This is a genomic window from Mesorhizobium amorphae CCNWGS0123 (assembly GCF_001686985.1).
GTDB classification, from domain to species: Bacteria; Pseudomonadota; Alphaproteobacteria; order Rhizobiales; family Rhizobiaceae; genus Mesorhizobium; species Mesorhizobium amorphae.
Genome location: NZ_CP015318.1, coordinates 111,409 through 136,540, shown reverse-complemented (window position 1 = coordinate 136,540; position 25,132 = coordinate 111,409). Strand labels below are relative to the sequence as shown.

Sequence of the window (25,132 nt, the reverse complement as noted above, 5' to 3'; positions counted from 1 at the left end):
CAAGGGCCATTATGGCTGAAGATCGAACCGCGCGCCCGGTTTCCGGCGAAATCATGACCGGGCTGGGGACAAGTGCCGCGGCGGAACCGCGCGCGCCGGCCGCCGACATCGTCGATGCCGATTATGAGGTGCTGCCGCGCCATGGCGTCAAGGCGGAAACCCTGTCGCCGCCTGCATCGCGCATGAGCGATGCGCCCTCGATCGAAGGCATGGACATGCTGCGCAAACCCGAAGTCGCGGCAGAGCGCCCGCCGGCCTCGCGCGGCGGGCCGATCTTCTGGATCGCCGGCGTCGGTGCAGCACTTGCCGCCTTCTGGGTCTCGGGCGGCCACGCACTGGTGCGGCAATCGCCGTTCTGGGCCGCCGAGCAGCAGGCCGCAGCGCTCAGCATCTCGGGCGTCACCTCGCGCATCGATGCGTCGGGGCTGAAGCCGGTCCTGTTCGTCGATGGCGAAGCCGCCAATGACGGGGCAAAGGCCGCACCGTTGCCGCCTCTGGAGATCCGGGTCACCGGCAATGACAGCCAGGTAACGCGCTATACACTGGGGACATCCAGCCGGTCCCTGGCGCCCGGCGAAAGATTCGGCTTTTCCAGCCGCCTCGATGTGCCTAGAAACGGGGTCAAGGCCGTATCGGTCACATTCGCCGGCTAAGGCTCGGTCCAGGAACCGGTTTCCTGAGATCGTGTGCAAAATCAAAAAGGTCTACAGCGCTTCCGCAGGCCCAAAAGGTCGTGGCCCTGTAGGCGGAGCGCCTGGAGGAGCCAACAAATGCCAGTTGTGCGCGGCAAGGACATCGAGGTCCTGTTTTCGGCGTCGGCGATCGCCCGACGCAATCTTGAACTCGCCAAAGAGATAGCCGGTCACGACTACCACGACCTCCTGGTGATTTCGGTGCTGAAGGGCTCCTTCATCTTTGCCGCCGACCTCATACGCGCCATGCACGATGTCGGCCTGTCGCCGGAGGTCGAGTTCATCTTCATTTCCAGTTATGGCGCCGGCACCACCAGCGGCGAGGTGAGGGTGCTGCGCGACATCGACAATGAGGTCGCCGGCCGCGACGTGCTTTTGATCGACGACATTCTCGAATCCGGCAAGACGCTCTCCTTCACCCGCGACCTGATGCTGTCGCGCGGCGCCAAAAGCTGTTCGATCGCCGTGCTGCTCGACAAGCGCATGCGCCGCCAGACGGCGCTCAACGCCGATTATGTCGGCTTCGACTGCCCCGACTATTTCGTCGTCGGCTACGGCATGGATGTCGCGCACGCGTTTCGCGAATTGCCGTTCGTAGGCGTCGTCAAAGGGGATGCATAAAAGCTGTTCGCGGTTCAGGAAAAGTCAACTTTTCACCGCCAAATATGCCGCCCATGGCAAAGCTTCTGATCGTCGAGGACGATGAGTCCGTCCGCACTCTCGCCGCCCGCGCGCTTGAACGCGACGGGCACAGCGTGGCCATCGCCGCCGATGGCGCACAAGGGCTGGCGCTGATCCAGCAGGCCCGTGGCGGCTACGATCTGGTGGTTTCCGACATTCGCATGCCGGAGATGGATGGCATCGAGATGGCGACCGCTGCAGCGAAGCTGTTCCCGGCGATGAAGATCATGCTGATGACCGGCTATGCCGACCAGCGCGAGCGCGCCGAGGAACTGAACGGCATCATTCTCGACGTCGTGCAGAAGCCGTTTACGCTGGCCGAGATCCGCGCCCGTGTTGGACGCGCGCTGACCTGTTTCGCCTGAAAGGCGTCAGGCTGGATCGCCGCTCGCGGCAAGTACGGTCACCGTCTGCCTGCGACGGCTAACGTTAAGCGCCAACAGCCCGGCGCCGATGATCAGCGCCGCACCTAGCATCGTGGTTCCCCTGGGCACTTCGGCGAAGAACAGAAACCCCCAGAGCGGCGACCAGAGGATGCCGGTGTATTCGAAGGTGGCGACGCGGTTGGCCGGCGCCAGCCGGTAGCCCTGCGACAACAGGATCATGCCGGCCGCGGCGACGAAGCCGCAGGCGGCCATCTTGAGGAAATCCGGCAGCGCCGGCCACACCCATGGCCGCACCAGGAATTCGAGGCTCGGATGGACCGCATGGGTGATGCCGGCGAGGTGGAACGCGCCGGCGACCACGATGGCGCCAGTGAGATAGGCGCCGTTCTGGTAGAAGGCCATGACCGTCGACGATTCGGTATCGCCGATCCTGCGCGCCATAAGTTGCGAAAAACCATAGAGCGCCGCCGAGCCGAGCGAGAGCAGGGCCGCCCAGTCGAACAATCCGGCGCCGGGGCGCAGCATCACCAGAACGCCGACCAGGCCGATCAGAACGGTCGCCAGCGTCTGCCATGAGACGCGCTCGCCGAGATAGGGGCCGGCCAGCGCCATGATGAATAAAGGCGCCATGAAATAAAGCGCCACCGCGTCGGCCAGCGGCAGGGCGGCGATCGCCAGATAATAGACCGTATAGGACGAGAACTGGATGAAGGCGCGCAATGTCAGCAGGCCGAAGCGCCGCGACAGCAAAGCCCGCAATCCAACATCGGCGTGGACGAGAACGATCAGTATGGGAAGAGCGACGATCGCGCGGATCGCCATCACCTCGGTCACCGGATAGGCTCCCGATACCGCTTTGACGAGCGGGTCCTGCAGCGAAAAGACCAGGACGCCCAGACAGAGGCTCAGGATGCCAAACGTCATCCGGTTCTGCATATGCTTCGGCCCCCCGCGAGCCACTGCGTGTACCAGTAAAAAGAACCCGCCACCGTTTTAGGGCAGCGGGTATGAGTGAGGACTCTTCGATTGGTCCGCAACCGATTTCGCGGTTGCATATCCAATGGGAGAGGTGACTATCGGCTGGTGTTTGACATGTTGCAAACGAATTGAAATGATGCCAGCGATCAAAAATTCTTATGGCGAATTGCGATGAAGCCTACCCTCGACAGCGACCTCCTGCGCACCTTCGTCGCGGTGGCCGAGACCGGCAATTTCACCAAGGCGGCGGAACAGGCAGGCCGCACCCAGTCGGCTGTCTCAATGCAGATGAAGAAGCTCGAGAGCATGGTCGGCGACAGCCTGTTCGAGCGCGGCTCGCGCGGCGTTTCGCTGACGCGCCGCGGCGGTGAATTGATCGTCAATGCCAGGCGCATCGTCTCGCTGCTCGACGAGACGGCGGCGTCGCTGGTGGCGCCGCCGCTCGATGGCCCGGTGCGCATCGGCATCCCGGCCGAATATGGACATTCGATCCTGTCGCGCGCGCTCGGCGCCTTCGCCAAACGCCATCCGCAGGTCGAGGTCACGGTGCGCTACGCCCATTCCGATTCGCAGATGCGGGCGCTGGCAGCGGGCCAGCTCGATCTCGCCGTGGTGTTCGAATGGGAAGGTCTGTCGGGCGGCGAGGTGCTGATGCATGACCCTACGGTCTGGGTCACGTCGGCCATCCATCACATGCACGAGGAACGGCCGGTGCCGATCGCGCTCTACAACCGCGGCGGCTGGTGCCGCGACTTCGCCATCAAGTCGCTGGAGCAGCGCGGCGTCGGCTACCGCGTCGCCTATACCAGCGACACGAATGGCGGCCTGACGCTTGCCGTGACCTCGGGCCTGGCGATCGCGCCGATCTCCCGCAGCAACATTCCCGCCGGCTGCCGCGAGCTCGGCGCAGCCGACGGCTTCGGCGATATCGATTCCTCGAATGTCGTGCTGCACCGCAATCCGAGCGTTTCCGGTGAAGCCATCGACAGCATGGAACAGGCGATCCGCGAGGCCTTCATGCTCACTGGTCAGGCGGGTATCACGCCGGATCTGTGACTGTCGGGGCGGGCATGTCCTCGTAGAAGGTCAGGCGGTTGCCGAACGGATCGCCGACGGTGACTTCCTTCGTCCGCCAGGGCGTCTCTTCCAGCCCCGGCCTGGCAAAGCGGTATTTCTTGCCGATCAGTTCGCGATGCAATGCCGCGATATCGGCCACCGCGATGCGTATGTGGGAGCCCGGCGAGCCATCGCCGTGATGCTCGCTCAGATGCAGTTCGCAACCGTCGCGGGCAATGCCTGTATAGAGCGGCGCATTGTCGTCGAAGCGATGTTCGAACCGCACCTCGAAACCGAGGAAACCGAGATAGAATTCATGCGCCTTGGCGATGTCGAAGATGCGCAGGATCGGGGTGATGGCACCGAGCTTCGGCATGTCGTTGCGACTGTTCGAGAAGGTTGGAGTGGCAGGGCGCTATTTCAGTTCCAGCAGCCGCTCAAGATAGCTGCGTTCGATGTCGGGGCTGAGCGCATTGCCGAGCCGCTTGCGGATTGCTTCCAGGATCTGGCGCGCGCGCTGGACGTCGATCTCGTCAGGCACCTTCACCTCGGTGCCGTCGTCGGGACCCCTTGTGGCGCGCGGCCGGCCGAGCGGGTCGCGATCGGCGTTCTGCTGGCGGCCGCCCTGCTCACTGCCGCCCTCGTCGCCCTGCATGGCCTGCATCTGCTTCATCATGTCCTTGGCGCCCTTGCGCAGCGCCTCCAGCGCGCGGCCCTGATGACCGACCGCCTGGTCGCCCTCGCCTTCGCCGAGCGCCTGTTCGGCATTGCCCATGGACTTGCCGGCCTCGCCAAATCCCTCATTGGGCTGCATGCCCATGCCTTCCAGGCCCTTCTTCAGCTGCTCGAGGTCGCTTTGCAGCTTGCCCTGGCCTTCCTGAAGCTGCTTCAGCGCTTCGGCGAATTCCTGCGGCGTCATCTGCTTCGGGCGGGCGAGCGGATCGCGGTCGTCGCCCTGGCCGGGTTTGTCCTCATCCTGGCCGCCACCGTTTTCGCCGAGCTGTTCGTCGCGATTCTCGCCGCGCTGGCGCTGGCCGCGCTGCATCTGGTCCATGCGGAAGGTGTCGTTCATCATCTCCTGCTGGCGCCGCATGATCTCGCCGAGCTTGTCCATCTGCTGGCGCATCTCGCTATCCTGCTCGCCGCCGGGCTGGCGACGGCCGGCCTGCAGGTTGTTCATCATGTCCTGCAATTCCGACAGAAGCTGCTGGGCGCGGTCGCGGTCGCCTGACTTTGCCAGGTTCTCGATCTCGTCCATCATGCGATCGATGTCGCTCTGGCGCAGCTCCTGGCCGTTCTGCTGCATCTGCGGCGCGTTCGGGTTCTGCTGCGCGCGCTCGGCGAACTCCTGCAGGAACTGGTTCATCGCCTCGCGCAGTTCCTTCATCAACTTGTCGATCTCTGCGTCGCTGGCACCATTCTTGATGGCGTCCTGCAGGGCCTGCTGTGCCTGACGCAGCCGCCTTTCGGCCGCCGACAGATTGCCTTCCTCGATGCCGAGCGCGATCTCCCAGAGATAGGACACCACGTTGCGCAACTGGTCGTCGTTGCCGGCCATCTTCAGCCGGCTGTGGGCGCTCATGATGGCGAGATAGTGCGCCATGTTGTCGAAGGTGTCTTCGGGGCGCAGCGTGATGGCATCCATCAGGTCGAGCACGCGCGGCTTGGCATTGGCGTCGAGCGCCAGCATGCGGCGCTGCTCGATCACAGCTCTCGCCAGCGGATTGGAGAAGGGCCGTTCCGGCATCACCAGGGTCTTGGTTTCACTGCTCGCGGTGTGTCCGGCGTCGTCGGTGGCGACAAGCGTCAGCTTGATGTTGCTGCCGGCCCAGACGTGCTCGGTCAGGTCCTTGCTGGTCTTGGCGGCATTGCCCTTGCCGCCGCGGCGCGGCAGCACCAACGGCAAGTCGGGCGGGCCATAGAGCGGACGCGCATTCGCCGCCTGCGGGTCGGCAGGCGCGAAAACAGCCTTGGCGGAGGCTGCGCCATAGTCGTCGTCGATCTGGTAGTTGAGCTCGAAGGCACCGTTGACGGCTCGCTTGGGTTCGCCGACGAAACGGATCGTCGGCGGTTTGTCCGGGATCACCGCGAAGGCCCAGTGGCCAAGGTCATCCTCGCCGGATTTCAGCGTCAGCGTGCCGTCGCTGGTCAGCTTGCCGGTGAACTGGCGCACCTTGGGCGCCACCGTGTTCGCCACAGGCGTGGCTGCCGGGGAGCCGGCCGGGTCGATGGCGCGGGCATTGCCGTCCTTGTCGGCGTAGGCAAGCGTTTCCTCGCCCGAGCCGCCGGTGACGCGCAGCGAGACATCGCTGCCTTGCGGAACGGTGAATGTCGCAGCGGCCTGGTTGGCGTCGGCGGTGAGGAAGATCGGCGGCTTGCCGGTATAGGCTGGCGGCGTCACCCAGGCATCGATGCGTGGCGGCACGGTGTCGCGCGCCGCGCGCGCCACGAAGCCGTCACTCAACTTGCCGCCCGAGGGGCCGAAGGAGAAGGCAAAGGCAGTGACGAGCAGCAGCACCGCCACGGCGCGCAAGCCCCAGCGGTCGCGCTCCGGCACGCGCGTGCGCGGCCGGTCGGCGCCAAGGTTGCCCAGCTGCTCCGCCATGCGTTTCTGGTGTTCGCGCCACAGCGCCTGCGAAAAGATACTATCGCGGCCGCTTGGCCGGTCGGTCTGCACCAGAACCGGGCTGTGCAGAAGCTCGTTGGCCGCTTCGATGCGGCGATCGATCTCGGCGGCGGAGGGCAGGCGGAAGAAACGCAGCGGATAGAGGGCGGCAAGGCCGGTGATGGCGAACGCCGCGAGGAGGCCGATGCGCGCCGGATCGGGCAGAAGCGAAAACAGGCCAAGCCATGACACACTGAGGAACAGGCTGGCGACCATGATCAGCGGCAGAAGCAACGGCCAGCCGCGTTCGACAACCATTGAGACCCGCGTCGCCAGCCGGCTCAAGGCAAGACGCCCGGCCAGTCCGCGATCGCCGCTGGAAGTGGGTCGTTCCGTCATCGGCCCTTCCTGTCCGGGCGGGATAGCCCGAACCTTACGACTCCAAGTTTACCAGCAAACACGGCAAAGGCGAGGCGGTTCCTGAAACGAGAAGAATTCTTGACCGGTTATGGTCAGAATTTTGCGGGATTGGCGTTCGCGCCGCACACCAGAATCGCAATACGCTCGCCCGGCGCCGGCTGGTAGCGGCCGGACAGCACCGCCGCGAAGGCCGCCGCACCGCCCGGTTCGGAGATGATTCGCACCCGGTCCCACAGCGCTTTCTGGGCGGCGATGATGTCGTCGTCGCTGACCAGGAGGGAACGCTCGACATAGGCTTCGGCGATCGGGAACATCATTTCGCCGACCCGCTTCGGCGCCAGCGAATCGGCGGCGATGCCTTCGGCCGGTGCGTCGACTGGCCGTCCGGCCTCGAAAGCGCGATGCAGCGTCGGCGCGCCTTCCGGCTCGACGGCGACGATCCTGATGCGGCCGGCAAACCAGGCGGCGATGCCGCCTATCAGGCCGCCGCCACCGACGGCGACCAGCAAGGTGTCGATCTCGGGCAGGTCGGCCTCGATCTCGAGGCCGAGCGTGCCTTGGCCGACCAGCGTCTCCTCCTGGTTGAAGGCGTGGATCTGCAGCGCGCCGGTTTTCTCGGCGAAGCTCTCGCTGGCGGCCAGTGCCTCGGCATAGCGGGCGCCGCCGACGACCAGTTCGGCGCCGTAGCTGCGGATGCGGTCGAGCTTGGCCGGCGGGCTCACTTCGGGAACGAAGATGGTGGCCTTGTGGCCGAGCCGCATGGCTGCATAGGCGACCGCCGCGCCATGATTGCCGCCCGACGCGGCGACGACGCCGGCCTCGGGCACGGGGCGTTCGAGGAGGTTGGTGAAGGCGCCGCGTGCCTTGAACGAGCCGGAATGCTGTAGGCATTCGAGCTTGAGGTCGACAGCCAAAGGCGGGCGGCCGAAATCAGCCATGTCGACGCGCAGCACAGGCGTGTGGCGCACGAAGGGCCGGATGCGGGGCTCCATCGCGGCAATGCGTTCGCGGGTGATCAAGGTGCTGCTGGCCATATCTTGCTCTCTGGGGTTTGAAGTGGACCCCGGTTCGGGACCGCGGCCTATTTCAACCAGTCGGGCACCGAGTCCAGTCCGATCAGTTCGTCATAGGTCTGGCGCGGGCGCACGACATGGAAACGGTCGCCGTCGACCAGCACTTCCGGCACCAGCAGCCTGGTATTGTAGGTGCCGGCCTGCACAGCGCCATAGGCGCCGGCGGTGGCAATCGCGATCAGGTCGCCGGCCTTCAGCCTGGGCAGGTCGCGGTCGAGGCCAATATAGTCGCCGGTCTCGCAGACCGGGCCGACCACGTCGACCGTCATGCGCGGTGCTGCCGCCGGCTGCTGCACCACCGGCCTGATGTCGTGGAAGGCGTCGTACAGCGTCGGCCGGATCAGGTCGTTCATGGCGGCGTCGACGACGAGGAAATTCTTGGCGTCGCCTTCCTTCACGAAGATCACTTCCGAGACCAGAATGCCGGCATTGCCGACGATCAGGCGGCCCGGTTCGAACATGACCTTGAGGCCGAGCTTGGTGACGTGCTTCCTGACGATCTCGGCATAGGCGTCGGGCAGCGGTGGCGGGCTGTTGTCGACGCGGTAGGGGATACCGAGGCCGCCGCCGAGATCGACATGCTCGATCGCATGCCCGTCGTCGCGCAGCGCGCCGACCAGATCGACGAGCAGGGCAAAGGCATCGTCGAAAGGCTGCAACTCGGTGATCTGGCTGCCGATATGGGTGTCGATGCCGGTGACCTTGATGCCCGGCAGGCTTGCGGCGCGGGCATAGACCTGCCGCGCCTTCTGCCAGGGAATGCCGAACTTGTTCTCGGCCTTGCCGGTGGAGATCTTCTTGTGGGTCCTGGCGTCGACATCCGGGTTGATGCGCAGCGAGACCGGCGCCACCTTGCCGAGCGCGGCGGCGCAGGCGGAAAGCAGCTCGAGTTCGGGCTCGGATTCGACATTGAAGCAGAGGATGCCGGCTGACAGCGCAAAGTCCATTTCGCGCGCGGTCTTGCCGACGCCCGAAAACAGGATCTTGCTGGCCGGGATGCCGGCGGCCAGCGCGCGGCGCAACTCGCCTTCCGACACGACATCGGCGCCGGCGCCGAGCCTGGCTAGTGTGCGCAGCACCGCCTGGTTGGAGTTTGCCTTCATGGCATAGCAGACCAGCGCGTCGAGCCCGGCAAAGGCCTGGGCAAAGACACGAAAATGCCTGGTCAGTGTCGCCGTCGAGTAGCAATAGAACGGCGTGCCGACGCTTGCGGCGATGTCTGAAATCGCCACGTCCTCGGCGTAGAGCACGCCGTCGCGATAGTCGAAATGGTTCACGAGAGTGGTTCCGGAAGTTGGAGCACGATGAGATCGGGTGATCTCATCGGCTCTAGAGCAGCGGGTCGAGGATGAACTTCTTGTCCTCGACCGGTTTTTCCGGCTCCGGCGGCACGGGCTGCTTGGCTTTCTCGGCGTCCTTGCGGGCCTGCACGGCGGCCTCGTAAGGGGTGTCGAGGCCGGCCTTCCTGCCGCAGGCCGTCACGACGGCCATCGCCGCCAGCAACGTCAGCGTCACCAAAATCCTGCTTCCGGTCATCGATCCATCCGTCCGAGAAAAATCAGTTGCCTGCTTCTAGCGAAATTTTTGAGCCTTTGCACCCCGGCAAATCAGGCCGCCGCTGAGGTCACGCCTTGGCCAGACGCTTTTTCCAGTAGCGGATCTGCTTCCTGACTTCCGATGGTGCGGTGCCGCCGAAGCTCACGCGGCTCTTGACCGAGTTCTGCACGGCCAGCACCGAAAAGATGTCCGCGGTGATGCCGGGATGGATCGATTGCAGATCCTCGAGCGAGAGCTTCTCCAGACCTACCTTCTTTTCCTCGGCCAGCGCCACCGCGCGGCCGGTGACGTGATGCGCCTCGCGGAACGGCAGGCCGAGCGTGCGCACCAGCCAGTCGGCAAGGTCGGTGGCGGTCGCATGGCCGGAGCCCGCCGCCTTCTTCATGGCGACGGCATTCACCGTCATGTCGCGCACCATACCTGTCATCGCCGCCAGCATCAGGTCGAGTGTCTCGGCGGCGTCGAAGACGGATTCCTTGTCTTCCTGCATGTCCTTGCCATAGGTCAGTGGCATGCCCTTCATCACCGTCAGCAGGCCGACAAGATGGCCGGTGACGCGGCCGGTCTTGCCGCGCACCAGTTCGGCGGCGTCGGGATTCTTCTTTTGCGGCATGATCGAGGAGCCGGTGGAGAAGCTGTCCGACAGCCTGACGAAGCCGAACTGCGGCGTCGACCAGATGATGATCTCTTCGGCCAGCCGCGACAGATGGGTGGCGCAGATCGCCGCCAGGCCCAGGAACTCGATCGCGAAATCGCGGTCCGAGACGCTGTCCAGCGAGTTGCGCATCGGCTCGCGGAAGCCGAGCGCCCTGGCCGTCTGGTGGCGGTCGATGGCAAAGCTGGTGCCGGCAAGCGCTGCTGCGCCGAGCGGGCTTTCGTCCATGCGCTCGATGGCGTCGCGCACCCGCGACAGGTCGCGCGAGAACATCTCGACATAGGCCATGCAGTGATGGCCGAAGGTCACCGGCTGCGCCGCCTGCATATGGGTGAAGCCCGGCATCACGGTCGCCGCATGTTCCTCGGCCCGCTCCAGGAAGGCGCCGATCAGTCCCTTCAGCGCTTCGGCGACACGCAAGCACTCGTCCTTGACCCAGAGCCGGAGGTCGACCGCCACCTGGTCGTTGCGCGAACGGGCGGTGTGCAGGCGGCCGGCGGCCGGGCCGATCAGATCGGCGAGGCGAGCCTCGATATTCATGTGGATGTCTTCCAGACGGGTCGAGAATTCGAAGCTGCCGGCCTCGATCTCTTTCAGAATCGTGTTCAGCCCGTGAGCGATTTTTTCTTGATCCGCCGCCGAAATAATGCCCGTTTGCGCCAGCATCTCGCTATGCGCGATCGAACCCCTGATGTCCTGCGCGTAGAGCTTGCGGTCGAACGAGATCGATGCGTTGATCGCTTCCATGATCGCGGCCGGACCCGAGGCAAAACGTCCGCCCCACATCTGGTTGCTGGCCTTCTTGTCGCTCATCGCTATAACCCGTGCTCCGGAGCAGATTTAAGAAAATGGCAGACGGCAATAGATTATTCCCGGCCCCGCGCCTCATCCTCGCCGCATTGGTGGCGGGCGTGCTGGCCGGCGCGGTCGCGGTATATGTCAGCGAGAGCGGTTCTGGCAACAACGCGCCGGCGCAAGCCACCGCCGGCGACGGCAAGGACGACGCCGTCTGCGCGGCAAAGGCCGACCGTGCCAAGAAGGTTGCGGCTGCCGCCACCGGGCAGGTTGCAGCACTTTTGCCGGCCGACCCGCCGCAATCGCTGAAAAGCCTTGCCTTCAACGATCCCGACGGCAAGCCGATGACGCTCGCCGACCATGCCGGAAAAACGCTGTTGCTCAATCTGTGGGCGACATGGTGCGCGCCCTGCCGTGCCGAGATGCCGGCGCTCGACGCGCTGCAGAAGGAAAAGGGCAGCGATGCCTTCCAGGTCGTCGCGGTCAATGTCGATACCGGCGACGACGTCAAGCCGAAGAAGTTTCTCGGCGACATCGGCATCGAGACGCTCGGTTATTACCGGGATTCGACGATGGGGCTGTTCAACGACGTCAAGAAGCGCGGCCTGGCATTAGGCCTGCCGGTGACGATGCTGATCGACGGCGATGGCTGCCTGATCGCCCATATGAACGGACCCGCTGAATGGTCGAGCCCCGACGCGAAGCGGCTGGTCGAAGCCGCACTTGGCTCGTCAGATTGAGCGCAGCGCAGCGGCCGGCTCCAGCATCAGGATGCTGCCGCCGCGTTGCCTGGCGTCGTCGTTGACCGCTGGCCCCGTCACGCCGGTCAGTTCGCCGAACGTCTCGATCGGGCTCGGCCGCCCGAGATAAAAGCCTTGTCCGATCTCGCAGTCCTCGGCGTCGAGGAAGCGCAGTTCGCCCAATGTCTCGACGCCCTCGGCCAGGACAGGCAGGCCAAGGCCGCGACCCAGTCCCAGCACGGCGCGAACGATCGCAGCGACCTGGCCGTTCCTGTCGACGGATTTGATGAAGGAGCCGTCGATCTTGATCTTGTCAAAGGGGAAGGCGCGAAGGTTGGAAAGCGAGGAATAGCCGGTGCCGAAATCGTCCATGGCGACGCGGACGCCGAGCGCCTTGACCTGTCGCAAGGTCGCCAGCGCGCGCGGCATGTCTTTGACCAGCGCGGTTTCGGTGATCTCCAGCTCGAGCCTGCCCGGGGCCAGGCCGGATCGAAGCAGCACTTCGTGCACCTTGCGGCTGAAATTCGGATTGTGCAGCTGGACGGCCGAAACATTGACGGCGACCGTCAGCGGGTTCTTCCAGCGGGCGGCTTCCTCGCAGGCCGTCGCCAGAACCCATTCGCCGATCTGCAGGATGGCGCCGCTGTCCTCGGCCACCGGGATGAACACGGCCGGGGAAACCTCTCCACGCTGCGGGTGCTGCCAGCGGATCAGGGCCTCGAAGCCGATCATCCTGCCGCTGCTGATTTCCTTCTGCGGCTGATAGACGAGGCGAAATTCATTGCGTGCCACCGCCTGGCGCAAATCATGTTCCAGCACCCGCCGGTCGCGCGCCTCGGCGCCCATCGCAGCCTCGAAATAGCGGTAGGTGTCCTTGCCCTCGGCCTTGGCGCGGTAGAGCGCGGTGTCGGCATGGCTGACGAGGGCTGCCTGTTCGTCCGCGTCGAGCGGGTAGAGGGCGATGCCGATGCTGGCCGAGACCAGGCCACCGCCGGGCGACAGCTTGTTCTCCTCGCGCATGGCGGCAAGCACTGCCTCGGCGATACGGCCCGCCGCCTGGGGATCGGGAAGGTTCGGCGCGATGATGGCGAACTCGTCGCCGCCGAGGCGCGCCAGCATCTGGCCGTGGCGAAGCACGGCGGAGGCGCATTGCGCAACCTTTTGCAGCATGGTGTCGCCGGCGGCATGGCCGAAGAGATCGTTCACTTCCTTGAACCGGTCGAGGTCGAGCAGCAGCAGCGCCAGATTGCCGCCCTTGCCGCCTCGGTCCGCCGCGGCAATTTCGGCTTCGAGGCGGCTCGTGAAGCTGCGGCGGTTGGCAAGCCCGGTCAGCGGGTCGAAATGAGCGAGGCGGACGATCTCCTGCTCGGCCTTCTTGCGTTCGCGGATGTCGCGAACGGCGACCACATTGTGCGGCTTGCCGCAATAGTCGATGCTTCTGGCGATCAGCTCCACGGGTATGCGGGCGCCGTCGTGGCTTCGCAGTTCGGCTTCCTGCGCCTGTCCTTCGACCATGCTCGACGCGGCACGCTCGCCGAACAGATCGCCGAGCAGCATCGTGTTCAGCGTGCCGGCCGCGATGCCTGTCAGCGCCGCGATGCTGTCATTGGCGCTGACGATGCGGGTGCCGTCGCAGACGATGAGACCCTCCACGGCGGCGTTGGCCAGGCCATGCATGCGTTCGGCCTCGACCTTGTGACGGCGGAAGCGCAGATCGATCCAGAGTGCCGCGGCCGAAAGCACGAGGATCACCAGGCTGACCGCGGCGGCGGCGAAGGCCTGTGACATCGGTTCGACAGTGTATTTCGATATTTCTATGGAGCTGTCCGGATAGATCGACACCGCGGCCATGGCGATGAAATGCAAGGTGCAGATGGCCAGCGTCAGAAGCACGGCGGCGACGATTGTCCCTGATGTCGAAGGCCGGCGCAGCACGACGAGAAGCGAGAGCGCGGCAAGCGTGATGCCGGCCACCAGCGAGACGGCGACGAGGAGCTGATCCCAGACGATCCGGCCCTGGACCTCGAACGCCGCCATGCCGGTATAGTGCATGGTGGCGATGCCGCCGCCGAGCACGGCGCCGCCGACAAGATAGTGATCGATGCCGCCTCGCAAGGTGGCGATCCACATGCCGACGGCGGTCAGGATGACGGCGGCGGCAAGCGAAAGCACGGAAAGTTCCGCATTGTATGCGTTCGGAATTCCGGGCGAGAATGCAATCATGGCGATGAAGTGGGTCGCCCAGATGCCGAAACCGGTCGAGGTGGCTGCAATCATCAGCCAGGCGTAGCGGTTTTTGTTGGTCGACCGGTCGACATGGCGAAGCAGATTGATCGCGGAAAAGGAAGAGATGCCACAAATAAGCGCCGCCAGTGCAACCAGTCTCAGATCGTGTTCGTGCACGATACAATTATAGACGGTCAACATCTCGCTTCACCTGATCTTCCCGCGACAATCTAGGCAATGGTATTGATTAGGGCTCGACGGTTGAAGAATCAGTTATTGCGCATACAACCGCAGCGTGCTGTTCCGGGTTGTATCGGATGGCAATCTCAGTCTTGCCTGAGCCGATGCCGCCGACCGGTGCGGGATCGCCGGCCTTAGCGCGGCTGGGTAGGCAGGTCGACAGCCTGGAGACCGGCATTTCATCCATACAATTTAGCCGGATAACCACTCTTGTTCTCCTGGCCTTTACGCCGCTCCGCGGCGCCCTAGCTAGCTGGAGCGCTGGTGTGGCGGTTTCATGCCGGCGTGCCGTCGAGGGAGGAGAGTTTGGCTGTCCACAGGCCTGAAAAGGCACAACAGAACTGTCACATACCTTCTCTATGAGAGCGGCAAAGGACTTGCGCAAAGCCTGATGTCATCAGCCACTCAAGAGGGAATGAAATCCATGTCCATCATCAAGCAGGGCTTAGCTGCCCTTGCCGCCGGCGCTCTCGGCATCGCGCTGGCACAGCCGGCTGCCGCGGAACCCGTTAAATTCGATTTCTGGTTCGGCCTTTCGGGCGACCTCGCGCGCGTCGTCGATACGCTGTGCAAGAACTTCAACGCATCGCAATCCGACTATGAAGTCGTCTGCACCAGCCAGGGCAATTACGACGCCACGCTGCAGAACACCATCGCCGCCTTCCGCGCCGGCAAGCAGCCGACCGTCGTCCAGGTCTACGACGTCGGCACCGCCACGATGATGCTGTCGGGTGCCTACAAGCCGGCCGACAAGCTGATGGAAGAAAACGGCTACAAGATCGACTACAGCGACTATTTCCCCGGCATCGCCCGCTACTACGCGACGTCGAAGGGCGAGATGCTGTCCTTCCCGTTCAATTCGTCGACCCCGCTGATGTACTGGAACAAGGACGCCTTCGCCAAGATCGGCAAGACCGAGGCACCGAAGACCTGGGAAGACGTCGGCGCCGACCTCAAGGCCCTGAAGGACGCCGGCTATGAATGCCCGATGGCGATCAACATCTCGGCCAACGAAAGCTGGCAGCTGATGGAGCAATTCTCGGCGCTGCACAACCAGCCGATCGCCACCAAGAACAATGGCTATGACGGTCTCGACGCCCGCCTCGAGATGAACAAGACCAAGTTCGTGCAGTACGTCACCGACCTGAAGAAGTGGTATGATGCGGGCCTGATCAAGATCAAGTCCAAGGATCTCGGCCAGGACATGGTCCAGGCCTTCGCCTCCGGCACCTGCGAGGTCATCATGACCTCGGTCGGCGACCACGGCACGGTCGGCAAGACGCAGAAGGAAGGCATGAACTGGGACGTCGCCGAGTTGCCGGTCTATGCCGGCACAGAGCGCAAGAATTCGCTGGTCGGCGGCGCTTCGCTCTGGGTCCTCTCCGGCAAGTCGGATGCCGAGTACAAGGGCGCGGCGGCCTTCCTCAACTTCATCCACGACCCCAAGACCGCTTTGTTCTGGTCGACCAACACCGGCTATATTCCGGTGACGAAGTCGGGCTTCGATTACTTGAAAACGCAGGGCTTCTACGACAAGGCGCCCTACAAGGGCCGTGAGGTGGCGATCGCCAGCCTGACCGCTTCGGAACCGACCGAAATCACCCGTGGCATCCGTCTCGGCAATTTCACCCAGATCCGAGCCGAATTCGGCACGCAGATGCAGGCGATCTTCGCCAACAAGGTCAGCGTCCAGGAAGGCATCGACACGCTGGTCAAGAACGGCGATGCGATCCTCGACCGCTTCCAGCAGACCTATCCGAACAAGACACTGCCCTGATTTCAGGTGTTGCCGCGGCCGCCCGCCGGGAATCGACGGGCGGCCATTTCACATCTAGTTTCATCTCGGGAAAGCGGGCTGGCGGTTCAACGGCGTCGGCGGATCGATGGAAAAACGCGTCACTTTCAGCAGATGGTCGATCGGCATCCTGTTCGCGGTGCCGCAGCTGATCCTGATCTTCACCTTCTTCTACTGGCCGGCCGGCCAAGCGGTCTATTGGTCGCTGACGCTGCAGCAGCCCTGGGGCGGCGGCAACATCTGGGTCGGGCTCGACAATTTCCGTTCGATCCTGTCCAACGCCGACTACTGGAAGTCGATCACGGCCAGTCTGACCTTTGCCGCGATCAGCACCGGTCTTGCCATGCTCATCGCTTTGGTGCTCGCCACCCTGACGGATCGTCAGCTTGCCGGCTCACGGCTCTATCGCGTGGTGCTGATCTGGCCCTATGGTATCGCCGCGCCGGCACTGGCGATGGCTTTCCGCTTCATCCTGGCGCCGGAAGCCGGCTTCATGGCGGTCGTCAACCAGGTCTGGCCCGGCTTCTGGGATCCTGGCCTCGACGGCACCGATGCCATGGCTTCCATCATCGTCGCCTTTTCATGGAAATATGTCGGCTACAATTTCATCTTCTTCCTCGCAGCCCTGCAGGCAATCCCGCGTTCGCTGATCGAGGCGGCGGCGATGGACGGCTCGGGTGTCATCAGGCGGTTCTGGGATATCCAGTTTCCGCTGATCACGCCGACCATCTTCTTCCTGCTGGTCATCAACATCACCGAGAGCTTTCAGGATTCCTTCGGCATCGTCGACATCATGACATCGGGCGGGCCGGCCAACGCGACCAACCTGATGGTCTACAAGATCTATTCCGACGGCTTCAAAGGCCTCGACTATTCGGGCGCCGCTGCACAGAGCATCATCCTGATGCTGCTCATCATCGTGCTGACCATCTTCCAGTTCCGCTTCATCGAGCGGCGCGTGCATTATCGCTGAGGCGGCCATGGTCGAGCGCACCCCGATCCTCAATTTCCTGACGCATGTGATCCTGTTCCTGGGCTTCGTGTTTTGCGTCGCACCGTTCGTGATCGTGGTGATCGCCGCATCGCATAATCTGAAGGACGTCAACGATGTGCCGATGTCGCTGCTGCCGGGCAGCGATTTCTGGATCAACATCAAGACCGCGTGGACGACGGCCGACCTCGGCCCCAAGCTGTTCAACAGCTTCATCATGGCGGCCGGCGTGGCGGCGGGCAAAGTCATCATCTCGGCGCTTACCGCCTTCTCGATCGTCTACTTCCGCTATCCCGGACGCATGCTGATCTTCTGGCTGGTCTTCATCACGCTGATGCTGCCGCTCGAAGTGCGCATCGTGCCGACCTACGCGGTCGTCGCCAATGTGCTGTCCCCCTACCAGACCATCCTCGACCTGACCGGGCTGAGCTGGCTCATCGAGAAAATCTCGGGCGTCCAGGTTTCGCTCAGCCTTGGCCTTCTCAACTCCTACACCGGGCTGATCCTGCCGCTGATCGCCACCGCCACCGGGACCTTCCTCTACCGGCAGTTCTTCCTGACGGTACCGGATGAGCTGACCGAGGCCGCGCGCATGGACGGCGCAGGTGCTGTGCGCTTCTTCATCGACATCCTGCTGCCGCTGTCGCGCAACAACATGGCGGCGCTGGGAACCATCATGTTTCTGTGGGCCTGGAACCAGTATCTGTGGCCGCTGCTCATCACCACCGATCAGTCGCATGCCACGGCGGTGACCGAACTCAAGCAGCTCATCCCGAATGTCGGCGGCATACCCGAATGGAACATCGCCATGGCCGGCACGCTCATCGTCATGCTGCCGCCGCTGGTGGTCGTCGTGGTCATGCAGCGCTGGTTCGTGCGCGGCCTGATCGCCACCGAAAAGTAGGAGACGAAAAGATGGCCTCCATCACCATTCGCGACGTCTACAAAAGCTACGCCAAAATGCAGGTCGTGCATGGGGTCAACCTCGACATCACGTCGGGCGAATTCGTCGTCATCCTCGGCCCATCCGGCTGCGGCAAGTCCACGCTGCTCCGGATGATCGCCGGGCTCGAGGATATCTCCGGCGGCACGATCGCCATCGACGGCGCGATCGTCAACAAGCTCGAGCCGCGCGAGCGCGGTTGCGCCATGGTGTTCCAGAACTATGCGCTCTATCCGCATATGAGCGTGGCGCAGAATATCGGCTACTCGCTGAAGGTCGCCGGCGTTCCCACCGCCGAGCGCACCCAGCGCATCCAGGCAGTCGCCCGCATCCTGGAGCTCGAACAGCTGCTCGACCGCAAGCCGATGGCGCTGTCGGGCGGCCAGCGCCAGCGCGTCGCCATGGGTCGCGCCATGATCCGCGAGCCCAAGGTTTTTCTCTTCGATGAACCGCTTTCCAACCTCGACGCCAAGCTGCGCGTGCAGATGCGCTCGGAAATCCGCAAGCTGCACCGCCGGCTGAGCGCAACCTCGGTGTTCGTCACGCACGACCAGGTCGAGGCGATGACGCTTGCCGACCGGCTGGTGGTGATGAATGGCGGCCGCGTCGAACAGGTCGGCACGCCCAGCGAAATCTACAGCCGGCCGGCCAGCCGTTTCGTCGCCACCTTCGTCGGCGCGCCGGCGATGAACATGCTCGAAGGCGAGGTCACGCTCGACGGCCTGTCGCTGCTCGGCGGCAGCCGGCGCCTGGCCGTTTCGCGTGCCAGCCTGCCGGTTGGAAGCAAGGTCGCGGTGGGTATCCGGCCGGAAGCCGTGCGCCTGGTCGCTCCCGGCACCACGGGCGCGCTCAATGCCAGCGTTGATCTGGTCGAGGAACTGGGCGCGGGCCGCGTCGTCTATGTCGACCTCGACGGCGCGGCGTTTTCCGTGATGACGTCGGAGGCTGTCCATCCGGCGCCCGGCAGCGCGGTCGGCCTGCAGTTTTCCGAGGCCGATCTGCATTTCTTCTCGTCCGAGACGGGAAGCCGCCTCGACGTCTTCAAGGCATCGGTGCCGGTTCCAGCGCTCTGATTTTCGCGGCCGTCCGCTAGCTCATTCCTGCCCCCTCCGGGCGTTCAGAAATTCCCCCGTCGGATCGAAGAAGGGCCGCGCAATGAAAATCATCCAGGTCACCGACGTGCATCTCGGCCGGCGGGGTGAAATCCGCTACGGCGCGGATTTGCATGAGCGGCTCGATCGCTGCATCGCGCATATCAACGCTCGTCACGGCGATGCCGCGCTTTGCGTCTTCTCCGGCGACCTGACCGAAACCGGTGCAGCCGAGAGCTATTTCGATCTGAAATCGGCCCTGGGCAGGCTTTCCCTGCCTTATCGGCTGCTGCCGGGAAATCACGACAGGCGCGCCAATCTCGCCGCGGCATTTCCCGAAAACCCGGTCGACGACAATGGCTTCGTGCAGTCGGTCTTCGAGACACCTGAGGCGTCGCTGCTGTTTCTCGACAGCCTGGCCGAAGGCCGCGTCACCGGCGAGTTGTCCAACGAGCGGCTAGCCTGGCTGGATGCCAGGCTCAGCGAAGCGGCGGGACGGCAGGCCTACATCTTCCTGCACCATCCGCCGGTCGAGCTCGGCCTGCCGCTGCTCGATCCGCTCGGGCTCGAACAGCCCACGCGCTTCCTGGAACTGCTCAAGCGCCACGGTAATGTCGGCCACGTCTTCTTCGGGCATGTCCATCGCGACATTGCCGGCACCGTCGCCGGTATCCCGTTTACCGCGCAACGCGGGCTGCATGCCCGCTTCGTGCTCGATCTGGTGGGGGAGGAGGTGGTCGAGCAGGCGCCGCCCACCTACGCGATCGTCCTCATTGACGCTGCCGCCCGACGGGTGGTCGTGCACAATTGCGATTTCCTGGAGCGGTGGCCCACCTATTCGACCGAGACGGGCAAGCTCGTCGAATAGCGTCGTCGGTCGCGGCGCCGACCCCAAGCCGGCGCAGGACCAGTCATGCAAACACATGCGCCTTGCCTGAAACCGTCAGTCGGACGATCTCGCCAAGGGCCGGAGCGTCCATGCCGGGTTTGCGCAGGATGAGCGGCGTGTTGCCGATTGCGGCAGCGTCCGGAGGATCGGGACTGTTCAGGAGCCGCACGGCGATGGTGCACATGGAACCGGCGAATTCGGATTCCGTCACCTCGCCGAACAGCATGTCCGGCGTGCCCGACATGCCTTCTCGCGACGTCCTTTTCAGCAGCACCTGTTCCGGCCGCAGCATGATGCGGGCGACATCGCGCCGCTCGGTGGTGTCGACGGCGATGCGGCCGAGCGGCGACGTGGCGAAGCCATCCGCTATCCTCGCCGGCAGGATGATGGCGTCGCCAAGGAACTCGGCGATCATCCTGTCCTTTGGTTGGAAATAGAGCTCGCGCGGCGTGCCGACCTGCGAGAACAGGCCGTCGCGCATGACCGCGACCTGGCTGGCGAAGGACAGCGCCTCGGCCTGATCGTGGGTGACCAGGATCGTGGTGATCCCCGCGGCTTCCAGAAGCTCGGCCACTGCCTTGCGCATCGAGGCGCGCAGGCCGGTGTCGAGGGCCGAGAACGGCTCGTCGAGCAGCATCAGCCGGGGCTTCATCGCCATGGCTCGGGCCAGCGCGACGCGCTGCTGCTGGCCACCGGAGAGCTCGTGCGGGCGGCGTTTGAGGATCGCCTTGTCCAGCCCGACGATATAGGCGAGTTCGACGATGTGCTCGGTGCGCTTGTCGGCGCCGCGCGCCATGCCGAAGCCGATATTGTCGGCGATGGTCAGATGCGGGAACAGGGCGCCGTCCTGCGCCACCACGCCGATGCCGCGGCGATACGCCGGAACGGCGGCGCCGCCATTGGCCAGCACCTCGCCATCGAGCACGATGCGGCCCTGGTCGGGCGCCTCGAAACCAGCGATGAGCCTGAGCAAGGTCGTCTTGCCGCAGCCGGACGGTCCGACGATCGCCGTGCGGCTGCCGCTCATGACACTGAGGTCGACGCCGGCAAGTGCGGCCACCGGGCCGTAATGTTTTTGCACGCCGCTGAGTTCGAGAAAGCTCATCGTCCAGCCATCCTTTTCGACTGGACGTAAAGCAGCCAGGTCAAAGGCAGCGACATCGCCACCATGATGAAGGCGTAAGGTGCGGCCGAGGCATAGTCGATCTCGCCGCTATAGGACCAGAACGCCATCGCCAGCGTGCGGGTGCCGTTGGGTGCCAGCATCTGGGTGGCGGTCAGCTCGTTGGTGATGCCGAGCGCCACCAGTGCCATGCCCGCCGCAGCCCCCGGTGCCGACAGGCGGATCGTCGTTGCCCACAGCGCCTTGAGCGGCGGCCGTCCGAGGCTCGATGCCGCGCGTTCGAGTTCGACCGGCGCCTGCGCGATCGATGCCCTGAGGCTGATCAAAGCGCGCGGCAGGAACATCAGCGCATAGGCGAAAAGAATGGTGAACAGGGTCTGGTAGAGCGGCATGGCGATGCGCACGGTGATGGTGACCAGCGCCAGCGCGATGACGACGCCGGGCAGGGAGCCGACGATGTAGTTGCAGCCTTCGAGAAGCCGCTGCAGCGGACCCGGCGCGCGGATCGAAATCCATGCCATCGGCATGGCGGCGATCGTAGCGAGCAGCGCGCCGCCGACCGCCAGGAACAGGGTCTGGCCGAGTGCAAGGCCGATCTCGTCGAGGCGCCAGACATCGGTGCCGCCGGCGATCAGCCAGCGGCCGATGGTGATGAAAGGCACGCCGAGCGAAAGCAGCGCGGTGATTGCGGGCAGCGCCAGGCAGGCAAGCGTGGCGCGGCCGAGCCGCGTGCGCTGCTGCTGGCGCGCCGCACCGGAGCCGACGCGGGCATAGCGCTCCTCGCCGCGCACCAGCACTTCCAGCGCGAGCAGCACGAAGCAGCACGTGACCAGCACCGCGGCCAGCATGTTGGCGGCCGGTCCGTTGAAGGTCGACTGGAACTGGTCGACAATCGCCGTGGTGAAGGTGTCGAAGCGGATGAAGACATAGAGGCCGTATTCGGCAAGCAGATGCAGGCCGACCAGCAGCGAACCGCCGCAAATGGCGAGCCTCAGCTGCGGCAGCACGACGCGGGCAAAGACCCGCCACGGACCGAGGCCGAGGGCGGCCGCGGCATCCTCAAGCGCGGGGTCGAGACGACGCAGCGCTGCCGCGATCGGCAGATAGAGGAACGGGAAATAGGCGAGGACCGAAACCAGCACCCCGGCCCACAGGCCGTGCAGTCCCGGCACCAGGCTGATCCAGGCATAGGAGTGGACGAAGGCAGGGATGGCGAGCGGGGCAACCGACAGCCAGGCCCATAGGCGAGCCCCGGGCAGGTCGCTGCGTTCGGTCAGCCAGGCCAGCGTCACCGACAGCACGATCGAAATCGGAACCGCCACCGCCACCAGAAGGACGGTGTTGACCAGGAGTTGGCCGACGCGTGGACGGAAGACCAGCGCCGATGCGGTTTCCCAGCCGGTCTGCACCGCCACCCAGACGATGAAGGCAAGCGGCAGCAATGCAAGCAGCGAGACAAGGGCAGCCGCGATCAGGATCCAGGAGAGGGGCCGACGGCGCGTTCCGTGTCCGGTCTTGAAGCCGGCCGGCAGGCCCGGACGCGAAAGATCAACCGCAGACTGCATCAGGCCGGACGCCGCGCTGCTTCCGCCTGCTGGCGGCGGTCATCGAAGGCACGCGGAACGCGGCCGGAAACGCAGCTTGTCGTCATCGACGAATGCCACCTTGAAAACAGAGCGCTCCCGCGGAGAGCGTATCCCGCGGGAGCGCAGTCGGTTGCCCTTTTAGGACGAACGCGAACTAAAGCAAGCCGGCTCCCGTCATCAGGTCAGTGACCTTCTTCGAGTTCAGCGTCGCCGGATCGACCTTCGGTGCCTGCAGATCGGCGAGCGGCACCAGCTTCGCATTGGAATCGGCGCCTTTGCCGACCGCATATTCGAAGGACGTGCCGTTCTTCAGCACCTCCTGGCCACCCTTGCCGGTCACCCACTTCAGGAAGGCCTGAGCTTCCTTCTGGTGCTTGCTCGAGGCCAGCACGCCGCCGCCAGAGATCGAGACGAAAGCGCCCGGATCCTGGTTCTTGAAATAGTGCATGGCGACGTTCTTGCTGTTCTCGCCGGTCTTGGCCTGATCGCCGAAATAATAATAATGGTAGATGACGCCGCCTTCGATCTCGCCGGCATTGACCGCCTTCATCACGGTGTTGTTGCCCTTGTAGGCGGTGAAGTTCGCCTTCATCGCCTTCAGCCAGTCGGCCGTCGCGGCCTCGCCCTTCAGCTGCAGCAAAGCGCTGACAATGGCCTGGAAATCTGCGCCGGAGGGGGAGGCGGCCCAGCGGCCCTTCCAGCTCGGATCGGCGAGCTCAAGCAGCGACTTGGGCAACCGGTCTTCCTTCAGCTTGGTCTTGTCGTAGGCAAAGACGGTGCTGCGCGCGGCAACGCCGACCCATTTGCCGGTGGTCGGCTGGTATTCCTGCGGAACCTGCGCCAGCGTGTCGGCATCGACCGGCGCGAACAGGCCGGCGGCCTCGACCAGGGCCATGGCCGGCGAGTTTTCGGTCAGGAACACGTCGGCCGGCGAGGCAGCGCCTTCGGCGACGATCTGGTTGGAGAAATCGCTGTCGCCGCCATTGCGCAGCGTCACCTTGATGCCGGTCTCCTTGGTGAAGCCCTCGGCCCATTCCTTGGTCAGGCTCTCATGCTGGGCGTTGTAGACGACGATGCCGGCATCCTCGGCCATGGCCGGGGCGGCGATCAGGCTGATCGCCAGCGCGGTGGCGCCGGCGAGGGCGGAAAGGGCGTATCTCATGGGGCGTCGTCCTCGATCTTGTTGGTTGGTCTTGGCACGGCTGCACCTACCAATACCTGATTGTCCGAGTCAACATTGGTGAACTGGTTCTATCGGCAGCCGGGGCGCAAACTTTCGTGATTCTGCGGCAGTTTGGCTTGGACATTATTTCGCCCGCCACGTAACAAAACAGCGCCGAGACGCGAACATCGGGGGAGTGAACTCTTGTGACCGGCAAGGATGAGGCCGAGCTTTCCCGGCTGCTCAAGGCCGCAATCGCCGGAGATGAAAGGGCCTACGCCGACTTTCTGCACCGGACGGCTGTTCTCGTTCGCGGCTTTGCCCGGCGCAAGATCGTACAGGGCGGGGTCGACCCCGAGGATGTCGTGCAGGAAACCTTGCTGGCCATTCATGTCAAACGGCATACCTGGCGCGACGATGCGCCGGTGCTGCCATGGGTCTTTGCCATAGCGCGCTTCAAGCTGATCGATGCCTTCCGGCGGCGCGGGCGGCGTGTCGAGATCGAGATCGACGAAATCGCCGAAACCTTCGCCGAGCCTGAGACCGAGACCGTCAGCGAGCGCGACATCAACCGGGTGCTGGACAGCCTGCCGCCGGCGCAGCGCTCGGTGGTCTCGGCGGTGTCGGTCGAGGGCCGTTCGATCGGCGAGACGGCGGCGAAATTCGGCATTACCGAGACGGCGGTGCGGGTGTCGCTGCATCGCGGCCTTGCCGCCATTGCCAGGCGTTTCGGGCGGGAATGACATGAGGACCGAGGATCTCATCAAGGCATTGGACGCCGACGCCCGCAACAAGGCGATGCCGCTGCGTTCGGCCTGGTGGATGGCCACCGCGGTTGCGGCGGTGATCGCCGCGGTGGTTTTCTGGTTCACGATCGGTCCACGTTCCGACATCATGATCGCCATGCACACGATGCGCTTCCTGTCGAAGTTCGTCTTCACCATCGTGCTTGCCGGCACCGCCTTCGCGCTGATCCACGCTTTGTCGACGCCCGGCGCATCGACGGGAAAGGCGGCGACCTGGATGGCCGCGGCGCCGCTGCTCGTCCTCGTGGCTGTGGTTCTGGAGCTCTTCGCGGTGCCTGAGGCGCAATGGGGCACGCGGCTGGTCGGCTCCAACATGATGATCTGCATGGGCTTCATCCCGCTGATCGGCATTGGCCCGCTGGCGATTTTCCTGTGGATGCTGCGCTACGGCGCGCCGACGCGGCCGGTGCTTGCCGGCGCGGTTGCGGGCCTGCTCGCCGGCGGGCTGGCGGCGACCTTCTATGCCGCGCACTGCGTCGACGATTCACCGCTCTTCGTCGCCACCTGGTACACGGTCGCGATCATCATCCTTACAGCGTTGGGAGCCTTGGGCGGGCGGCTTTTCGTGCGCTGGTAGGGAACGCACACCGATCCTTAATCATGCCGGCAATTGTTTGCCGGTTAGCATCGTCGCCCGGACCG

23 protein-coding genes are annotated in these 25,132 nt (G+C 64.5%); 12 read left to right on the top strand and 11 right to left on the bottom strand.

Annotation, left to right across the window (positions count from 1 at the left end):
* Positions 1-8 precede the first annotated feature (8 nt).
* From A6B35_RS00600 to A6B35_RS00590, 3 genes are all read left to right on the top strand, one after another.
* Positions 9-653, top strand: a complete 645-nt coding sequence (locus A6B35_RS00600) for a hypothetical protein (protein WP_040582042.1) — start codon at positions 9-11, stop codon at positions 651-653.
* A 117-nt stretch (positions 654-770) separates the two neighbouring features.
* Positions 771-1,313, top strand: coding sequence for a hypoxanthine phosphoribosyltransferase (gene hpt / locus A6B35_RS00595; RefSeq protein ID WP_006200213.1), 543 nt, complete (start codon positions 771-773; stop codon positions 1,311-1,313).
* A 53-nt stretch (positions 1,314-1,366) separates the two neighbouring features.
* Positions 1,367-1,738 (top strand): response regulator, encoded by a 372-nt coding sequence (locus A6B35_RS00590; RefSeq protein ID WP_006200212.1) that lies wholly within the window; start codon positions 1,367-1,369, stop codon positions 1,736-1,738.
* A gap of 6 nt (positions 1,739-1,744) precedes the next feature.
* On the opposite strand, the gene A6B35_RS00585 is transcribed toward A6B35_RS00590, so the two are convergent.
* Complete coding sequence (locus tag A6B35_RS00585; RefSeq protein ID WP_006200211.1) at positions 1,745-2,695, bottom strand: DMT family transporter; 951 nt, start codon at positions 2,693-2,695, stop codon at positions 1,745-1,747.
* Between the two features lie 213 nt (positions 2,696-2,908).
* On the opposite strand from A6B35_RS00585, the gene A6B35_RS00580 reads away from it, so the two are divergent.
* A complete protein-coding gene (locus A6B35_RS00580) occupies positions 2,909-3,793 on the top strand; it encodes a LysR substrate-binding domain-containing protein (protein ID WP_006200210.1) in 885 nt (294 codons plus the stop codon).
* Here A6B35_RS00580 and A6B35_RS00575 read toward each other — a convergent pair.
* The 6 genes from A6B35_RS00575 to argH all read right to left on the bottom strand — a co-directional run bounded on the left by A6B35_RS00575 (position 3,777) and on the right by argH (position 10,916).
* On the bottom strand, positions 3,777-4,169 hold the full coding sequence (locus A6B35_RS00575; RefSeq protein WP_006200209.1) for a glyoxalase superfamily protein: 393 nt from the start codon (positions 4,167-4,169) through the stop codon (positions 3,777-3,779). The two genes, A6B35_RS00580 and A6B35_RS00575, sit on opposite strands and share 17 nt — an antisense overlap.
* 39 nt (positions 4,170-4,208) lie before the next feature.
* Entirely contained in the window at positions 4,209-6,797 is a 2,589-nt protein-coding gene (locus A6B35_RS00570) for a TIGR02302 family protein (protein WP_040582041.1), read from the bottom strand.
* Between the two features lie 113 nt (positions 6,798-6,910).
* Positions 6,911-7,852 carry a threonine/serine dehydratase gene (locus tag A6B35_RS00565; protein WP_065518127.1) on the bottom strand — a complete coding sequence of 314 codons (942 nt, stop codon included), beginning with the start codon at positions 7,850-7,852 and terminating at the stop codon, positions 6,911-6,913.
* A gap of 47 nt (positions 7,853-7,899) precedes the next feature.
* Positions 7,900-9,168, bottom strand: coding sequence for a diaminopimelate decarboxylase (gene lysA, locus A6B35_RS00560; RefSeq protein WP_006199866.1), 1,269 nt, complete (start codon positions 9,166-9,168; stop codon positions 7,900-7,902).
* Between the two features lie 52 nt (positions 9,169-9,220).
* Entirely contained in the window at positions 9,221-9,427 is a 207-nt protein-coding gene (locus tag A6B35_RS00555) for a hypothetical protein (RefSeq protein ID WP_006199867.1), read from the bottom strand.
* Between the two features lie 88 nt (positions 9,428-9,515).
* Complete coding sequence (argH, locus tag A6B35_RS00550) at positions 9,516-10,916, bottom strand: argininosuccinate lyase (protein WP_006199868.1); 1,401 nt, start codon at positions 10,914-10,916, stop codon at positions 9,516-9,518.
* Positions 10,917-10,951: 35 nt separating this feature from the next.
* Here argH and tlpA point away from each other — a divergent pair, with 35 nt between their 5' ends.
* Positions 10,952-11,638: a thiol:disulfide interchange protein TlpA gene (gene tlpA, locus A6B35_RS00545; RefSeq protein ID WP_006199869.1), complete on the top strand. Its 687-nt coding sequence runs from the start codon at positions 10,952-10,954 to the stop codon at positions 11,636-11,638.
* Here the strand turns inward: tlpA and A6B35_RS00540 are convergent.
* Positions 11,630-14,065: a sensor domain-containing diguanylate cyclase gene (locus A6B35_RS00540; RefSeq protein WP_006199870.1), complete on the bottom strand. Its 2,436-nt coding sequence runs from the start codon at positions 14,063-14,065 to the stop codon at positions 11,630-11,632. The two genes, tlpA and A6B35_RS00540, sit on opposite strands and share 9 nt — an antisense overlap.
* A 463-nt stretch (positions 14,066-14,528) precedes the next feature.
* Here A6B35_RS00540 and A6B35_RS00535 point away from each other — a divergent pair, with 463 nt between their 5' ends.
* From A6B35_RS00535 to A6B35_RS00515, 5 genes are all read left to right on the top strand, one after another.
* A complete protein-coding gene (locus tag A6B35_RS00535; RefSeq protein ID WP_040581927.1) occupies positions 14,529-15,881 on the top strand; it encodes an extracellular solute-binding protein in 1,353 nt (450 codons plus the stop codon).
* A gap of 106 nt (positions 15,882-15,987) precedes the next feature.
* Entirely contained in the window at positions 15,988-16,872 is an 885-nt protein-coding gene (locus A6B35_RS00530; RefSeq protein ID WP_006199873.1) for a carbohydrate ABC transporter permease, read from the top strand.
* 7 nt (positions 16,873-16,879) lie between these two features.
* Complete coding sequence (locus A6B35_RS00525) at positions 16,880-17,794, top strand: ABC transporter permease subunit (RefSeq protein ID WP_006199874.1); 915 nt, start codon at positions 16,880-16,882, stop codon at positions 17,792-17,794.
* An 11-nt stretch (positions 17,795-17,805) separates the two neighbouring features.
* Positions 17,806-18,906, top strand: coding sequence for a sn-glycerol-3-phosphate ABC transporter ATP-binding protein UgpC (gene ugpC / locus A6B35_RS00520; protein WP_006199875.1), 1,101 nt, complete (start codon positions 17,806-17,808; stop codon positions 18,904-18,906).
* An 82-nt stretch (positions 18,907-18,988) separates the two neighbouring features.
* A complete protein-coding gene (locus tag A6B35_RS00515) occupies positions 18,989-19,792 on the top strand; it encodes a phosphodiesterase (RefSeq protein WP_006199876.1) in 804 nt (267 codons plus the stop codon).
* Between the two features lie 43 nt (positions 19,793-19,835).
* Here the strand turns inward: A6B35_RS00515 and A6B35_RS00510 are convergent, their stop codons facing one another.
* From A6B35_RS00510 to A6B35_RS00500, 3 genes are all read right to left on the bottom strand, one after another.
* Complete coding sequence (locus tag A6B35_RS00510) at positions 19,836-20,918, bottom strand: ABC transporter ATP-binding protein (RefSeq protein WP_006199877.1); 1,083 nt, start codon at positions 20,916-20,918, stop codon at positions 19,836-19,838.
* Positions 20,915-22,501, bottom strand: coding sequence for an ABC transporter permease (locus A6B35_RS00505; RefSeq protein WP_006199878.1), 1,587 nt, complete (start codon positions 22,499-22,501; stop codon positions 20,915-20,917). The genes A6B35_RS00510 and A6B35_RS00505 overlap by 4 nt, the downstream gene beginning before the upstream one ends.
* 175 nt (positions 22,502-22,676) lie before the next feature.
* Positions 22,677-23,684, bottom strand: a complete 1,008-nt coding sequence (locus tag A6B35_RS00500) for an iron ABC transporter substrate-binding protein (RefSeq protein ID WP_006199879.1) — start codon at positions 23,682-23,684, stop codon at positions 22,677-22,679.
* A 206-nt stretch (positions 23,685-23,890) separates the two neighbouring features.
* On the opposite strand from A6B35_RS00500, the gene A6B35_RS00495 reads away from it, so the two are divergent.
* Together A6B35_RS00495 and A6B35_RS00490 are read left to right on the top strand one after the other, a co-directional pair.
* A complete protein-coding gene (locus tag A6B35_RS00495; RefSeq protein ID WP_006199880.1) occupies positions 23,891-24,427 on the top strand; it encodes a sigma-70 family RNA polymerase sigma factor in 537 nt (178 codons plus the stop codon).
* Position 24,428: 1 nt separating this feature from the next.
* Complete coding sequence (locus tag A6B35_RS00490) at positions 24,429-25,067, top strand: NrsF family protein (RefSeq protein ID WP_006199881.1); 639 nt, start codon at positions 24,429-24,431, stop codon at positions 25,065-25,067.
* Positions 25,068-25,132 lie beyond the last annotated feature (65 nt).